Here is a 15567-nt window from a genome sequence, read left to right on the forward strand (position 1 = left end):
TTAATCTTTAATGATAACATTTCCTATAGCAAAGATCAATCTCGGTCTGAACGTTGTCGAGAAGCGTGCTGATGGTTATCACAACCTGCAGACGGTGTTCTTCCCCGTGCCCCTGCTCGATGCACTCGATGTGCAGGAGATGGGCGCCGAGTTCCCCTCGCAGTACGATTGCGACCTGAAGGTGTCGAACATCCATATCGACGGCGACGAGCAGCGCAACCTGGTGGTTCGTGCTTACAACCTGTTGAAGCAGGATTTTCCTGATATGCCTCGCGTGCACGCGCACCTGTATAAAGGTATCCCCACGCAGGCTGGTATGGGTGGTGGATCGAGCGATTGTGGCTTTATGATTACGCTGCTTAACAAGATGTTTAACCTGGGGCTGAGCGATGAGCAGATGATACAGTATGCCGCCCGTCTGGGTGCCGACTGTGCCTTCTTTATCCTCAACAAGCCTTGCTATGCCGAGGGTATCGGCGAAAAGCTGCAACCCATACAGCTCTCATTATCAGGCTGGTATCTCTCGTTGGTTCGACCAGACATTCCGGTTTCTACCCGCGAGGCCTTTGCGCTCATAAAACCCCACTACCCCGAGTTTAACTGTAAGGAGGTAGTACAGTTGCCCGTTGAAGAGTGGCGTGGCAAACTAACTAACGATTTCGAGGACAGCGTGTTTGCTGTGCATCCCGAGTTAGGTGCCGTTAAGGATCGCCTGTACGAGCTGGGTGCCACCTATGCTGCCATGTCGGGTTCGGGCTCTACCCTGTTTGCCCTGTCAAAGCAGCCGCTTCATCTCGATGAGTTCGCTCAGGAGGGAACATTTATTACAACTATATCAATATAATTTAAAACATTATGAAACAAACAATCCTTGTTACTGGTGGAACCGGTTTTATCGGCAGTCACACCACTGTAGAGCTGCAGGAAGCAGGCTACGAAGTTGTTATCATCGACAACCTGTCGAACTCAAACGCAAATGTAGTGGATGGTATCGAGAAGATTACCGGCATTCGTCCTGCTTTTGAGAAGGTTGACTGCTGCGACATGGAGGCCCTCGAGGGCGTGTTCAAGAAGTACCCTAAGATCGAGGGTATCATCCACTTTGCAGCCTCGAAGGCTGTGGGTGAGAGCGTTGAGAAGCCACTGATGTACTATCGCAATAACCTCACATCGCTCATCAACCTGCTGGAGCTCATGCCTAAGTACGATGTCAAGGGTATCATCTTCTCATCAAGCTGCACCGTTTACGGTCAGCCTTCACCCGAGAACCTGCCTGTTACCGAGAACGCTCCTATCCAGAAGGCCATGAGTCCTTACGGCAACACCAAGCAGGTAAACGAAGAGATTATACAGGATTACATCCACTCTGGTGCACCTATCAAGAGCATTATCCTGCGTTACTTCAACCCCATCGGTGCCCACCCATCAGCACTCATCGGCGAGCTGCCTAACGGTGTGCCCATGAACCTCATTCCTTTCGTTACACAGACTGCCATGGGCATCCGCGAGCAGCTGAAGATCTTCGGTAACGACTACAACACACCTGATAAGACCTGTATCCGCGACTATATCTATGTAGTTGACCTGGCTAAGGCTCACGTAAAGGCTATGGAGCGCGTGCTCGATAAGCCAGAGTGCGAGGCTGTCGAGGTATTCAACATCGGTACCGGTAAGGGTCTTTCAACCCTCGAGGTTGTAGAGGGCTTCGAGAAGGCCACTGGCGTAAAGGTTAACTGGACCTACGCTCCACGTCGCGAGGGCGATATCGAGCAGGTTTGGGGTAATGTCGACAAGGCCAACAAGGTACTTGGCTGGAAGGCCGAGACGCCTACCGAGGAAATCCTGCGCACCGCATGGCGCTGGCAGCAGCAGCTCCGCGAGCGCGGCATCCAGTAACTTCAAGATTCAAAGGAAGAACATCAGTGTTCTTCCTTTTTTTTATCCTTTTCCAAATTTTCCTTCAATAACCATTACCTTTCTTCTTCAACCACTCATTTTTCTTCATAACCATTACCTTCTTTTTTCACAACCACCCAACCCTCCTTATCCTAAGGAGGGCCTCAAACCACTCCTAAATCCTCGCCAATCTTTGGCAAGGACTTAGTTGACTACGAGGGAAAACCCTCTCCGTCAAAGTTTTGGTATGGCTCTCGAGCCTTTGTCCTCAGCTACGCTTCGGATTCGCCATATATTGCTTAATGGGGGCAAGCCCCCACCCCCCCTCTCGAAAACATTCCGCACGAGGAGGTCTTTAGAGGAATGCAAATTCTTTGAATCGATATTGAGTCTCGGATTGCGGTACGCAATCTGAGCAACGAAATACGAAATGCTGTTTGAGCGGAGCGAGTTCATTGAGTGATTTGAAGAATTTGTGTTCCGGCCTCCGAGCTCAGGACGTTTTCGCACTCTTTCTTTTGTTTCGTTTCTTTCAGTGATGAAAGAAATGAAAAGCCGAACTTGGGGAAGGTGGATGTTTCTTTTAGTTCTTTTCTTTGCGCCAAAGAAAAGGACAGACTGATTGGACGCTCGAAAACGAAAGATTGTGACAGAAAGAAAATGAAAGAACGAGCTTGAGGAAGGTGATGTTTCTAATTGAAAATGAAAAAGACAGGGTTATTTAAAAAAACACCATAAATTTTCATTATATTTAAAATAATTTGTATATTTGCAGCAAAATATATAAGTATTACCGATGAAACGATTTATCTATACCTTACTGCTAAGCCTTATTGGCACTTGCAGCATACAAGCACAAAAACAGTTGGTGTTCACACCTACGTGGACAGCTCAGGCACAGTTTGCCGGGTTCTACGTGGCTGATGCCCTTGGATTCTTCAGGGACGAGGGACTGGATGTGATTATCAAGCATCCGTCGGCTTCGAACACCAGTCTTAACCGTCTGAAGAGCGGCGAGAGTCATTATGTGGCCCTGCATCTGGTGTCGGCACTCGATATGATTGATAAAGGCGACGAGCTGATTAACGTGATGCAGTGCTTTCAGCAGAGCGGCGAGATGATAGTATCACACAAGCCCCTGCGAGGTCTGAAGAGTCTCGATCGCAAGCGTGTGGGCTGCTTTAAGTCGGGCATCTCCAAGCTGCCCATTGCCCTGGCACGCCGCGAGAAGGTTAACATCGAGTGGATACCGTTTATCTCTCACACCAACCTGTATGTCTCGGGGGCCATCGATGCTACGCTGGCCATGAACTACAACGAGTATTACCAGCTGATTATGGCCGGACAGCGCCTGAATAGGAATCAGATTATATACATGCGCGACATCGGTTGCAACGTGCCCGAGGACGGCGTCTATGTTACCAGGGAGTACTTCACCAAGCACAAGGGCGAAATAGATAAGTTTGTGAAGGCCTCGAAACGCGGTTGGGAGTATGCCATCAGTCATCCCAAGGAAACGCTGGATATCGTGATGCTGTACATGCGACAGGCAGGCATTTCGGGCAATGAGGACGCACAGAAGTGGATGCTGAAAGAGTGCCTGCGCCTGCTGGTAAGTCCCAGAACCGGCAAACGCACCTATAAGCTTGAGCCCGAAGGTCTGAACCAGGCCAACAGCATTCTGCTGCAAGGCGGCGAGATAACTAAACCTATCACTTACAAACAAATCACCGAACCATGAAGTACAACAGTTATATCAAACCTTTCCGGACCCTCTACTCCCGCATCACCATGTGGATCATGTTAACGGTGCTGGTGGTGTTCGTCATCATCACCTATCTGGTAACCTACTTTGGTGCCAAGGGTGTGCTGTTAGGCTCAACCGAGAATGCCAAGAGCCGCATGGAGATCACTAACCAGCGCATCAACACCGTGATGCATGCTGTAGAAGTGGCCGTTTACAACACCATTCCCGAGGTGGAGCTGTCGTTGAACAAACCCGACGATATGTATCGCATCGTGCGCCGATTGCTCGAAATCAATCCTTATATCGTGGGCTCAACAGTGGCGTTCGAACCCTACTACTACAAGGAGAAGGGCGAGCAGTTCTCGCCTTATGCCTACAGGAGCGTCGACAACAATATCCAAACCAAACAGTTGGGTACGTCCGACTACGAGTACCACTATATGGACTGGTATCAGATACCCAAACTGCTGAAGAAGAACTACTGGAGCGAGCCTTACTACGATCGCGGTGGCGGCGAGCAGATGATGACCACCTTCTCGCATCCGCTCTACGACAAGAAGGGCAACCTGTATGCCATCATCACGGCCGACATATCGCTTGAGTGGGTTTCCGACCTGCTCCGTAAGAGCGATATCGATTTCAACAATAAAGCCCTGGAGCTGAATATCAATAGCGATGCTGAACTGCAGGCCGAATTGGAGAACGACAGCGATTTCTTCTATCACTACGCCTACTCGTATATCATCGGCAAGGGTGGCACCTATATCGCCCACCCCATGCGCGAACGCATTCTGAACGATACGTATTTCAACCACTCGATGAAATACAATGACAGTATCGACAACCTGATAGGCTACGAGATGATCGACGGTAAGAGCGGCATGCGCACCATCAATCGCGACGGCACCGAATTCATCGTCAGCTACAGTCCGATAGAACGTACAGGCTGGTCGATGGCTACGGTCATCCCCAACAACCTGATTACCAACCGTTCCATCAAGTATGCTACTATCATCGTGGGCGTCATGCTGCTTGGTTTACTGGTGCTGTTCATCATCTGTCGCAGCATCCTCAAGCGTGCTACCCGTCCGCTGGCCTTGTTTGCACACTCGGCCGACAATATCGCCAAGGGTAACCTGAACGCCTCGCTGCCGGTGATACGCACACACGACGAGATGAAGCAGCTGCACGACTCGTTTGCCATGATGCAGACGTCGCTGAAACAGCAGATCGAGGAGTTGAAGACGGTGAACGCCCAGAAGGGACGTATCGAAGGCGAGCTGAAGGTGGCGAGCGACATCCAGATGTCGATGCTGCCCAAGATATATCCGCCTTATCCCGACCGCCAGGATATCGATATCTTCGGCAGTCTGACCCCCGCCAAGGCCGTGGGCGGCGACCTGTTCGATTTCTATATCCGCGACGAGAAGCTGTTCTTTGTCATCGGCGACGTGTCGGGTAAGGGTGTGCCGGCATCACTGGTAATGGCGGTATCGCGCACGCTGTTCCGCATCGTGTCGTCGCACCTCGAAGAGCCTAGTGGGATCATGCATCAGATGAACGAGGCGCTGTCCGACCAGAACGACTCGAACATGTTCGTCACCCTGTTCATCGGTTCGCTCGATTTGAGAAACGGTCATTTGCAATACTGTAATGGTGGTCACGATGCCCCGTTGCTGGTGAACCTGAAGGAGCACACGCACCAGCTGTTGGATTGTAAGTCGAACCTGCCTGTAGGTGTAATGCCAGGTTTCGACTTCGAGTCGCAGGAAACAGATATCGATACCGACACGCTGATATTCCTGTATACCGACGGACTTACCGAAGCCGAGAACATCCAGCATCAGCTGTTTACCGAGGCCCGCATCTTCGAAGTGGCCCAGCAGCTGCTGACCGACGGAACGGCATCGGCTGATGGCGAACCCGTTTCGGCTCAATCGGTTGTTGAGCGCATGGCGCGGGCTGTGCATCAGTTTGTCGGCGATGCCGAGCAAAGTGATGATCTCACCATGCTGGCAATCAAAAGGAAGAACATCTAACGTTCTTCCTTTTTTAAATCCATTTCCCAATTTTCCTTCAATAACCATTACCTTCTTTTTTCACAACCACCCAACCCTCCTTATCCTAAGGAGGGCCTCAAACCACTCCTAAATCCTCGCCAATCTTTGGCAAGGACTTAGTTGACTACGAGGGAAAACCCTCTCCGTCAAAGTTTTGGTATGGCTCTCGAGCCTTTGTCCTCAGCTACGCTTCGGATTCGCCATATATTGCTTAATGGGGGCTCGCCCCCATACCCCGCACTTCGTGCTTCATGCTTTCTCGTGATAAATCACTCGAAAACATTCTTCGACAAGCGAAGCGAGCAGAGCTCGTAACCGCACTTCGTGCTTCATGCTTTCTCGTGATAAATCACTCGAAAACATTCCGCACGAGGAGGTCTTTAGAGGAATGCAAATTCTTTGAATCGATATTGAGTCTCGGATTGCGGTACACAATCTGAGCAACGAAATGCGAAATGCTGTTTGAGCGTAGCGAGTTCATTGAGCGATTTGAAGAATTTGTGTTCCGGCCTCCGAGCTCAGGACGTTTTCGCACTCTTTCTTTTGTTTCGGTTTTCTTTCTGGTGACAGAAAGAAAATGAAAAACCCTCCTTAAGACTAAGGAGGGTAAGGGTGGATTTGAAAAAGAATTATTGACTATTTCTTCTAGCTTTCTTGAACTTCGCCATGTACCCGTAGGTGTACGACAGAATGATATACGATATTAATCCTGTCAGGATTCCGTCACAGATACTGCCCGTAATCGACATGAGCAGGATGGTGAGGAACGCCGGCATCGACTCGAGGTAGAACGTTACCTTGATGTGTCGTACCACGGCAAACATAAAGAATCCCGCTACTACCATGGCTGGTGCTGTGGCCGATGTGGGGATGGCCAGGAAGATGGGCGAGAATACCAGACTGACGGCAAAGCACAGGGCTGTTACCAGTGCCGATACACCAGTGCGACCGCCCTCGGCAAAACCCGTTGAGCTCTCAACAAACGTGGTTACCGGACTGCAACCTAAGCAGGCACCTGATACGGTGGCCAGGGCATCGCTCAGCATAATGCTACGCATATGGGGAATTCGTCCGTTCTTACGGATGATACCCGCACTGGCCATCACACCTACTACGGTGCCCAGGGTGTCGAACACATCGAAAAACAGCATCGTTGTTACACATACCCAGAAGTCGGGCCACATCAGATACTCAAAGTCGAACTGACATAACAGTGGTAGTGGCGATGCAGGCATCGAAATCAGCTCGTCGGGTATCACGGTAACGCCAGCGGGCAGTCCTACCACGGTTACAATCAGGATGCTCAACAGCAGTCCGCCTTTGATGTGCATCACGGTAAACAGTCCCGTCAGCAGCAGTCCCAGCAGGAACAGCAGCGATGTGGGTGTGGTCAGCGTCTCCATATGGTTAAAGATGGTACCCTCGGCCAGGATGCCGCTGTTCTTAAAACCAATCATCGCTACAAAGAAGCCTATACCGGTGGCAAAGGCATATTTCAGCGTGGTGGGCACCATCTCGAAGATAATCTGTCGCAGGTTGCTTACGCATATCAGCACAAACAGCAGTCCCTCTACCAGTACCGCCGTCAGTGCAAACTGCCACGAGTAGCCCATGGTCAGGCATACCGTCTCAACAAAAAAGGTGTTCAGTGTCAGTCCAGGAGCCAGTCCGAAGGGGCGCTTGGCGATAAACGCCATGAACAGCGTGCCTACGATGGCCGAGAGGGCTGTGGCGGTAAACAGCGACTGTATGGGGAATCCCTGTTCGCTCAGGGGGGCAAAAATCACCGGCATCAGTGCCAGGATGTAAACCATGGTGACAAACGTGGTGATGCCCGATATGATTTCGGTCTTCATACTATCTCTCTGCTGAGAGAATCCTAAGAGGGTGAAGAATTTTTCTTTCATGCTTTGGGTATGTAGGGGATAATCAGGTCGAACTTAGCGCCCTGGGTATATGTGGTATCGAGTGTGAGCGTGCCGCCCATGTGCTGGGCCACCATGCGGGCTATCGACAGACCGAGACCGGCACCCTGACTAAAGCTATCCAGCTTGGTGAAACGCTCAAATATCAGCTCGCTCTTGTCGGCTGGAATACCGCAGCCGGTATCGGTAACGGCAAAATGCATCTTGTCGGCCTCGTGGTCCAGACTCAGTGTGATGCTGCCCTGCTTGGTAAACTTGGCGGCATTGTCTAACAGTTTGGCCAGGATGATGCCTACCAATCGTGGGTGGCACATCACCTTCTCCTCGGCGGGGATGTTACATTGGCTGTCTACCTTTACGCCCTTCTCTACAACCGTTGCGATAGCATCTACGGCACCTGCCATCGTCATCAGTGGCATGCACTCCTCGGCTGGTGGCAGCTCGGTGTCGCCCTCCATGTGCGATATCAGTATCAGGTCGTCAAGAATGTTTGTCAGCAGTCGGGTGTTCACCTGTATGCGCGTGCTGTAATCCTGTCGGTCCTGTTCGGGCAGCTCCATGCCGGGCATGGTAAGTATCTGCGTAAAACCGCTGATGGCGTTAAGTGGCGTGCGTATCTCGTGTGTCATGCTCTGCAGGAATGCCGTTTTGGCTTTCGATGCCGCCTCGGCACGGTCGCGCTCGATAGACAGCTGCTTGTTTTGTGCCACCACCACGTTACGTTCGCGCTCCAGCTGTCGGTTTTTTATCTCCAGGGTGTGGCGCCAACGGTTGTTGGCCGACAGGAACAGCAGGAAACCGATAATGCCCAGAATCATCACCACGCCACCCGATGTGAATCGTGATCGCTGCTGCAGCTGTTGGTTCTGTCGGCGCATCGCCTCCATCTCTTCGTGCGAAATCTGCTCCTTTATAGGCGCTTGTTGTATGTTGTTGGCAGGTGCCTTTTGGGGCACACTATAAGTCTGAGGTTGAACATTCGGTGCTTGATGTTCAAACTTACATGCCGATAAAGCGATGATAATCAACAGCATAGCTGTAACAGCCTTTGTTGTCGTTAGTAATTTCTTAAGTAATTGTTCCATTGGTCTGACTCTTTTCGAGTGCAAAGGTACAAAAAAAAGATGGCACGAACAAATATCCGTGCCACTTTTTTAAGCGTTATTTTGGCTTAGATTCCAGCCTTGTAACATGGGGATGGGGTTGATGTCGGTAGTGCCGTTTTCGTGGATGGCCATGGCTGCGGCGACGGTTATCCAGCGCAGTGGTTGCTCTGCTGGGTTGCCCAGGCACTCCAGGGCGCCGATACCCGATAGCTGTGCCACATGATCGATATACGCGCGGGTGTTGTTTTCGGCCACCGGTGCCCATTTATGGATGATGTCGCGGATGTTGTACAATCGGTATTTATGATAGTACGTGCGCGTAAGCAGTCTGAAGGCGGCGCGCCACCCCCACTCCATACTCTCAAACTGGCAGAAGTCGCCATCCTGTTGCTGTGCCTTCATGCCCTTCCACTTATCGCCGCTAAGTCGGATGTTAAGTGGGTTGCAATTACGTAGTCCTCGTGGTGTGCTCATGATGGTAGTCGTTTGCTGATGATGTTTACATAGTGGTTAAGCCCGAAGATAGAGGCGGCAAACAGGAATGCCTGTGCCACGTAGAATAGCAGTCCGGTGGCCACATCGTTGATGCTCACCACCTGATACGTCACCAGCCCGATGCTGCTCACAATGAGCAGCACGGCACTGGCATACTGAGAGGTTTTAAAACTTGTGTTTTCCATGGTACTTAGATTTAGTAAGTGCTGCAATGACATAGATCACAACCCTGACGATTACTTTTACTGTTTTGTTCATAATTTTGTGTGTTTAATGAGTATCTATTTACGTTACAAAGGTACGAAAAATAATTGAAACGGCCAAGGGTTTTATGATAAATTTTTGTGCAAAAACTTTGTTTAAAGTAACACTATAGTTTACATATAATAAAATATTGTTATCTATGTGTTTACAATGTTTATATTTTTGTTTCTTTTGTACATATTGATACACCAAACACTTGTACATATCAATATTTTTTAGTACCTTTGTTGCTGGTTGGGATTTAAGCCTGAGCACGGGCCCCAGCAATCGCTGAAAAAACGTCTATGGCGATTGTAGTGCAAGACACAAAACTAAACCAAATGTAACAATCATTATGACCCAAAACTTATTAGAGAAAATCTACGACCATTCAAATAATGGTCTAGATATCATTTTCGACGTATGCCCTCAGGCCGTCGATGCAGTAGCCAACAAGCGTAAGTTCCGTTTGCGCAGTAGCGAACACACCCCATCGGCTTGTGTATATCCGCCTAAGGATGCTAACGATTGCTGGCACGTAAAGGACTTTGGCATGGGCGAAGGCGAAGGTTACTTCTCGCCTATCGACCTGTACATGTGGGATCGCGGCTACACGCAAGCCCAGTTTGCAATAGCTGTTCAGGAGTTGGCCGAGCAGTATGGTGTACAGGACGAACTGAAGCAGGGTGCTAACAAGCCCGAGGTGATTAAGCGCCCCGCCCTGCCCTGCGAAATTGGCAAGCCCGTTAGGGTTACCTATGGCGATGGTTTTACTGCTGCCGACCTGAGTGTTTGGGGACCTTGTGTAAAGGCCGAGCACCTCATGGAATTGGATTGGAATACAGTGGCGACCATTACCCGTACCAGCGATGGCACTACCACCATTAAGAAACCAACCGATACTTATCCAATATATGCGCAGGTATGCATGTATCAGGATGACGATGGCAATATGCAGTCGTTTATCAAGGTTTACGAACCCAAGAACTTCAACAAGTCGTTCCGTTTCAGTATCATCGGGCATAAGCCCCAGCACTATCTCTTCGGACTGGCAGCCCTGCGCCGCAAGTACGAGGAACGTGGCGAAGTTAAGCTCGACGAGGTGGTGATAGTTTCGGGTGGCAGCGATGCCGCAAACTGCTTAAGCATGGGCTATCAGCCCGTATGGCTGAGCAGCGAGACCGAGACACTGCAGGAGGCCGATCTGAAGTTGCTAATGAAATACGCCAAGCGCGTGGTTAACATCCCCGACATCGATGACACCGGCATGAAGGCAGGTCGCCGACTGGCACTTAGCCTGCCCACAATTCATACCGCTTGGATGACTGCCAGCGACATGCACCTACTGCACGACAACCGTGGTCGCTATCGCAAGGACCTGAAGGATTATATCCAGCTTAATCCCCATCGTGCTGCTATGCGACGCCTGATTAGTCGTGCCCAATGTGCACAGTATTGGATAGAGCGCCACGATAAAGATGGCAACATCTCCTATTCCATCTCAGCTGCCCGGCTTAACTATTATCTGGCACTTAACGGCTACTACACGTTGAAGGACGACGCGCACAAGGACCCCGTTTACATTCATATAGATGGTATTAAGGTTACGCGCGTGATGGCCAAAACGATTACCAACTTCCTGTTCACTCAGGCGCAGCGCGAGGGATTAGACGAGGCATTACAGAATCGACTGCTGCGCAGCCACGATTTGCCAACAAACAGCGTGAGCCATCTAATAGAGTGCGACAACCTCGACTTTAATAATTCCACACCCACATCACAGCGATTTTATTTCCGTAATGGTTGGGTTGAGGTAACGGGCAGTGACATCACACGTCATCCCTACTCTAATCTGTGCGACTGTTATGTGTGGGCCGATAACATCGTGGAGCATGATTATCGTAACATGCCGGCGATGTTCACGGTTGATAAGAATAGTGAGGGGCAGCTTGTGGTAGCTATTACCGAAAATCAACCTAGCAAACTGTTTCAGTTTGTGATAAATGCCTCCAGGCTGTACTGGCGCAAGGTTGATGAGGGCCATCAATCACTTACCCTCCAGGAGCGCAACGACGAGAATCAATGCCTGCTGGCCAAGCTGGTTAATATCGGTTATCTGCTGCATGGCTATAAGTCGGAGTCGGCTGCATGGGCCACATTCTGTATAGACTCTACGATGGGCGAAACCGAGGACGAGTGCAATGGGCGTAGCGGCAAGTCGTTCTATCTCAAGGCACTAGGCCAACTGCTTAACACTTTTAGCATCGAGGCGCGTGTAAAGTCGGTGGTCGAGAACCGATTCTTGTTTGATGGTGTGAGCGAGAAAACCGATCTTATCATTGTAGATGAGTGTCACAAGGCCCTGAACTTTGATTATTTCTTTGGCAGGATCACCGGCACCTTCCGTGGCGAGGCCAAAGGCGATCACCCGTTCGAGATTCCATTCTCCAAGAGTCCTAAGTTTGCCTTTGGTACCAATTATACCATCCGCAAGAACGATCCCAGCACCATGGGACGTGTTTGGCCGCAGATATTCTCCGATTACTATCACGAGAAAACCAAGCAAAACGACTATCTGCAAACACGTAAGATTAGCGACGACTTTGGTTGCAACCTGATGGGCTCAGAATATCCCGAGAACGACTGGCAGGCCGATATCGCTTTCCTCATGCAGTGCGTAAAGCTTTACCTGTCGTTGCCCGCAGCTGAGCGCAAGATAATGCCACCAATGCAGCAGGTTGAGCGCCGTGCTGAGCGTGCCGCTGTGGGTAAGGATTTCGAGGAGTGGGCCGAGGTGTATTTTGCGCCTGATGGTGGCAATCTCGATCGCGAAATTAAGCAAGACGAGATGTATGCCAACTTTAGTCGCGAGATAACATATCGTGTATCCAAGAACGTGTTCACCAAGCGCCTCAAAGCCTACTGCGATTATGCCTCGCACATCCATTGCCTTAATCCCGCATCAATTACTGGTAAACCTAAGGATGGCGAACGCATTCTGCGCCGCGCCGATGGAGTGCTTTCGTACTTTTACTATGTGCAGTCGACTGAGGAATATGAGGCTAAACTAGCCGAGAGAGCGCAGAGAGGATCCGAGTCCGAAGAGCAGGTCATCATATTCTAACGGTACTGTTTTTGTGCTTTTTTGTTTCAGGCCTGCCCCGTTTGGGGCGGGCTTTTTTATGGGGTGTTGCAAATATTGCAGTTGCAATAGCAAATATACTATCTTCATACTCATTTTTAGAATACTATATATACCCTGTTTTTTAGATTTTAATTGCAACACCGCAACAGATAGTCATTCTAGAAATCTATCTATTTGTTAATCAGACGCATATGCACTCGTCTTGGTATTGCAAATAGGTGTTACAATTGTGTTGCAGATAAAAACCGCCGCATATTTGCAACACCCAGTCCCCCCCTTCAGCGCCTCTGCGCATCCCCTTTTACCCCAACACTAACCCCGCTCTACCATGATAGTAAAGCGGGGTTAGTGTTAGTGGGGATGTTATTTTATCCTTTTGGAAAGTTTTGAGGGTTCACGCCTTGTATCCCAAATATCTGCAATGTGTACAGTATCCGAACTTTCTGCGTAGTAATATATCAGTTTAAAACGCTTTATGATATGTCGAGCTCTGTATAGCTTCTTCCTTTCCATAAGTAATGGCTCAGGGAAACCTGTTTCGGGATATTTGCCAAGATCTTCGTTTAGTTTTGCAACTTTTTTAGCGAAATTGTTAGCTGTGCCTTCTCCAAATTCCAAGAAACCATTGACAAGAAGCTTGTAAAGTTCACGCTCGGCTCGCTTCTGCCACTTTACTTTAGCCATAAGAGTTCTTTCTTAAAACCATTCATCATTTCTTCGAACGACTTGCCTTCGCCTCGATCTATTTCAGCTTCTGTTTCGTCGATACGTGCATTTAATTCTGCCATTGTATATGGTTGTTCGCCATGTGCCAGTTCGTTATAAAATTCTGCATTTGGTTCCTCTGTTCCATAAATATAGCGAATCAGGCAAACCTTGTCTTCATGGCTCAATTTCCTGACCATGTTTAAAAGTTCGCTTTCGCGCAATTCTGCACTCATACCATAGGTAAGAGCTGCAGCGGGTTCGCTGGCAGTTTGGCATTTAGTTTCTATGTCTTTTATGTCTTCACTCATTTTTTTATGCTGTTGAGTTATCTTTCGTGTGCAAATATACGATTAAGTATGCAAACTACAAAATAAATCACGATTTTTTTTAGTTTCTGCCGAAACTAGCACCCCCGCTTTAGGGGGATGGGTAAAGCGGGGGCGATGGTATTGGGTGGGCCATCTTGATGGGGGATGGCTGGGGGTTAGGGCGCTGTGGGGTGAGAAAGCGTCCAGGTATTGGTGCCTGCACCGGTGAGAGTGAGACCAGTACCAGACAGGCCTGTGCCATCCCAATCTTTGCTGGTTACGGTTACCCCAGCAATGCTTACTGCGCCACTGTCATTGTCACTATATCCTTTTCCTATTGGCCAAGCATCAGTGTAGTTTGTTGTAGCCTGAACTTTGGTAATGCCTGATGTGATGGTTACACTGCCGAAGGAGCTATTTTGTCCGCTACCGATGCCAGCACCATCACTACAAGAATTGGCATTAACCGTGCCGCCACTGATGGTGATATTGCCGCATGAGGAGCCATTGAAACCGCTGCCGATGCCGGCACCTGCATCACCAGAACTGGCAATAACCGTGCCGCCACTGATGGTGATGTTTTTGCATGAGGAATTTTTGTAACCGCTGCCGATGCCGGCACCATATCGGGTATTGGCATTAACCGTGCCGCCACTGATGGTGATAGCGCCGCATGAGGAGCAATCGCACCCGCTGCCGATGCCAGCACCATCACTACTAGAACTGGCATTAACCGTGCCGCCACTGATGGTGATATTGCCGCATGAGGAATTAGCATAACCGCTGCCAATGCCAGCACCATATTGCGCAGAACTGGCATTAACCGTGCCGCCACTGATGGTGATAGCGCCGCATGAAGAGCCTTTGAAACCGCTGCCGATGCTGGCACCATTCATACTAGAACTGGCATTAACCGTGCCGCCACTGATGGTGATATGGCCACATGAGGCGCCATCGTAACCGCTGCCGATACCGGCTGCAAAATCGCCACCGGTGGCAGTGAGAGTGCCTGTGCCATTAATGGTGAGTGTGGTGCCTGTTTTGCCTGCCTGGATGCCTGGATATTTATAGTAGAATTCCTTAACAGTGTTGGTGCCTGAGATGGTGATGGTGGCATTGCCATCGCAGGTAAGGCCTGCCCATTTGGTGCTGGAGTTGTTACCGCCATTGATGGTGACATCCTTTAGCTCTACGTTGGCGTTTTCGGCAATGGTTATCTTGTAATTGCCGGCGAGGGTGCCTGTGAGGATATAATTATCTTTAGCGGTGAAATCGGATGTAAGCGTTGATAGATCTATGGTTCGATATACCTTTAGCGTGTATTCTACTGTCTTTTTTTCGTATGCGTAATCGTCGGTATCGGCGGTAGTGGCGGTAATGATTGCTGTACCACCATCGATGATGCTTACATTACCATTGGCATCAACAGTTGCCACATCAGTATTACTTGATGAATATATAACCGTTCCATCGCCTACGATGGTGAGTGGGTTGGTAAAGGCGTCATCACCAAAACTCTTTATAACGTTGCTGGTGGCAAAGCTGATACTACCATCCTTCTTAGTCACTGTAACCTCCACCGTGGTGGTGTTTTCGCTGAAGATTTCGGTGCGGTAGTAGTCGTCCTCGCCCTGGGCCTTGATGGTGATGCGGGCGGTGCCGGGGCTGACGGCGGTGATGAGGCCGGTGGCGTCGACGGTGGCCACTGCGGGGTTATCGGATGAGTAGAGCAACACTACATGAGCCTGTGTAGAAGCCTGTATGGGCTTGCTCTCACCTACTTTCAGCGTTAACTGGGCTCTTAATACCTGCAAGGCAGGGGTAATGGGATTGTCGAGCATGTCGAACAGCTCGCCACAACTGGTCATCACAAGGGGCAACGAAAGCATCAGGCTCCACCCCAAAATCTGTCGGATAATACGTTTCATGTTGAA

12 protein-coding genes are annotated in these 15567 nt (G+C 49.8%); 5 read left to right on the plus strand and 7 right to left on the minus strand.

What is annotated here, in order from left to right:
* Positions 1-10 precede the first annotated feature (10 nt).
* The 4 genes from ispE to T499_RS0109850 all read left to right on the plus strand — a co-directional run bounded on the left by ispE (position 11) and on the right by T499_RS0109850 (position 5682).
* The gene (ispE, locus tag T499_RS0109835) at positions 11-844 is read left to right on the plus strand and encodes a 4-(cytidine 5'-diphospho)-2-C-methyl-D-erythritol kinase (RefSeq protein ID WP_033150845.1); all 834 of its coding nucleotides are present in this window, start codon (positions 11-13) and stop codon (positions 842-844) included.
* Positions 845-855: 11 nt separating this feature from the next.
* Positions 856-1896, plus strand: a complete 1041-nt coding sequence (galE, locus tag T499_RS0109840) for a UDP-glucose 4-epimerase GalE (RefSeq protein ID WP_013063716.1) — start codon at positions 856-858, stop codon at positions 1894-1896.
* Positions 1897-2692: 796 nt separating this feature from the next.
* Entirely contained in the window at positions 2693-3637 is a 945-nt protein-coding gene (locus T499_RS0109845; protein ID WP_033150846.1) for an ABC transporter substrate-binding protein, read from the plus strand.
* Positions 3634-5682, plus strand: a complete 2049-nt coding sequence (locus tag T499_RS0109850; RefSeq protein ID WP_033150847.1) for a SpoIIE family protein phosphatase — start codon at positions 3634-3636, stop codon at positions 5680-5682. The genes T499_RS0109845 and T499_RS0109850 overlap by 4 nt, the downstream gene beginning before the upstream one ends.
* A 650-nt stretch (positions 5683-6332) precedes the next feature.
* Here the strand turns inward: T499_RS0109850 and T499_RS0109855 are convergent.
* The 4 genes from T499_RS0109855 to T499_RS0109870 form a co-directional block, all read right to left on the minus strand.
* The gene (locus T499_RS0109855) at positions 6333-7610 is read right to left on the minus strand and encodes an NCS2 family permease (protein WP_033150848.1); all 1278 of its coding nucleotides are present in this window, start codon (positions 7608-7610) and stop codon (positions 6333-6335) included.
* Positions 7607-8713, minus strand: a complete 1107-nt coding sequence (locus tag T499_RS0109860) for a sensor histidine kinase (RefSeq protein ID WP_052173615.1) — start codon at positions 8711-8713, stop codon at positions 7607-7609. The genes T499_RS0109855 and T499_RS0109860 overlap by 4 nt, the downstream gene beginning before the upstream one ends.
* A 69-nt stretch (positions 8714-8782) precedes the next feature.
* The gene (locus T499_RS0109865) at positions 8783-9208 is read right to left on the minus strand and encodes a hypothetical protein (protein ID WP_013064964.1); all 426 of its coding nucleotides are present in this window, start codon (positions 9206-9208) and stop codon (positions 8783-8785) included.
* Positions 9205-9414 carry a hypothetical protein gene (locus T499_RS0109870; protein ID WP_033150849.1) on the minus strand — a complete coding sequence of 70 codons (210 nt, stop codon included), beginning with the start codon at positions 9412-9414 and terminating at the stop codon, positions 9205-9207. Before T499_RS0109870 ends, T499_RS0109865 begins: the two co-directional genes overlap by 4 nt.
* A gap of 413 nt (positions 9415-9827) precedes the next feature.
* Between T499_RS0109870 and T499_RS0109875 the strand changes: the two genes are divergently transcribed.
* Positions 9828-12596 (plus strand): toprim domain-containing protein, encoded by a 2769-nt coding sequence (locus T499_RS0109875; RefSeq protein ID WP_033150850.1) that lies wholly within the window; start codon positions 9828-9830, stop codon positions 12594-12596.
* Positions 12597-12980: 384 nt separating this feature from the next.
* On the opposite strand, the gene T499_RS0109880 is transcribed toward T499_RS0109875, so the two are convergent.
* The 3 genes from T499_RS0109880 to T499_RS0109890 form a co-directional block, all read right to left on the minus strand.
* Entirely contained in the window at positions 12981-13301 is a 321-nt protein-coding gene (locus tag T499_RS0109880; RefSeq protein WP_033150851.1) for a type II toxin-antitoxin system RelE/ParE family toxin, read from the minus strand.
* On the minus strand, positions 13289-13633 hold the full coding sequence (locus tag T499_RS0109885) for a hypothetical protein (protein WP_033150852.1): 345 nt from the start codon (positions 13631-13633) through the stop codon (positions 13289-13291). The genes T499_RS0109880 and T499_RS0109885 overlap by 13 nt, the downstream gene beginning before the upstream one ends.
* A 176-nt stretch (positions 13634-13809) precedes the next feature.
* Positions 13810-15561 (minus strand): Ig-like domain-containing protein, encoded by a 1752-nt coding sequence (locus T499_RS0109890; protein WP_084163081.1) that lies wholly within the window; start codon positions 15559-15561, stop codon positions 13810-13812.
* Positions 15562-15567: the final 6 nt, after the last annotated feature.

Source organism: Prevotella sp. RM4, assembly GCF_000701965.1.
GTDB classification, from domain to species: domain Bacteria; phylum Bacteroidota; class Bacteroidia; order Bacteroidales; family Bacteroidaceae; genus Prevotella; species Prevotella ruminicola.

Coding starts and splice junctions, on each gene's coding strand:
- T499_RS0109855 (WP_033150848.1), bottom strand. CDS start 7,610: ATGAAAGAAAAATTCTTCACCCTCTTAGGATTCTCTCAGCAGAGAGAT.
- T499_RS0109865 (WP_013064964.1), bottom strand. CDS start 9,208: ATGAGCACACCACGAGGACTACGTAATTGCAACCCACTTAACATCCGA.
- T499_RS0109885 (WP_033150852.1), bottom strand. CDS start 13,633: ATGAGTGAAGACATAAAAGACATAGAAACTAAATGCCAAACTGCCAGC.
- T499_RS0109870 (WP_033150849.1), bottom strand. CDS start 9,414: ATGGAAAACACAAGTTTTAAAACCTCTCAGTATGCCAGTGCCGTGCTG.
- T499_RS0109850 (WP_033150847.1), top strand. CDS start 3,634: ATGAAGTACAACAGTTATATCAAACCTTTCCGGACCCTCTACTCCCGC.
- T499_RS0109845 (WP_033150846.1), top strand. CDS start 2,693: ATGAAACGATTTATCTATACCTTACTGCTAAGCCTTATTGGCACTTGC.
- T499_RS0109880 (WP_033150851.1), bottom strand. CDS start 13,301: ATGGCTAAAGTAAAGTGGCAGAAGCGAGCCGAGCGTGAACTTTACAAG.
- ispE (WP_033150845.1), top strand. CDS start 11: ATGATAACATTTCCTATAGCAAAGATCAATCTCGGTCTGAACGTTGTC.
- T499_RS0109860 (WP_052173615.1), bottom strand. CDS start 8,713: ATGGAACAATTACTTAAGAAATTACTAACGACAACAAAGGCTGTTACA.
- T499_RS0109875 (WP_033150850.1), top strand. CDS start 9,828: ATGACCCAAAACTTATTAGAGAAAATCTACGACCATTCAAATAATGGT.
- galE (WP_013063716.1), top strand. CDS start 856: ATGAAACAAACAATCCTTGTTACTGGTGGAACCGGTTTTATCGGCAGT.
- T499_RS0109890 (WP_084163081.1), bottom strand. CDS start 15,561: ATGAAACGTATTATCCGACAGATTTTGGGGTGGAGCCTGATGCTTTCG.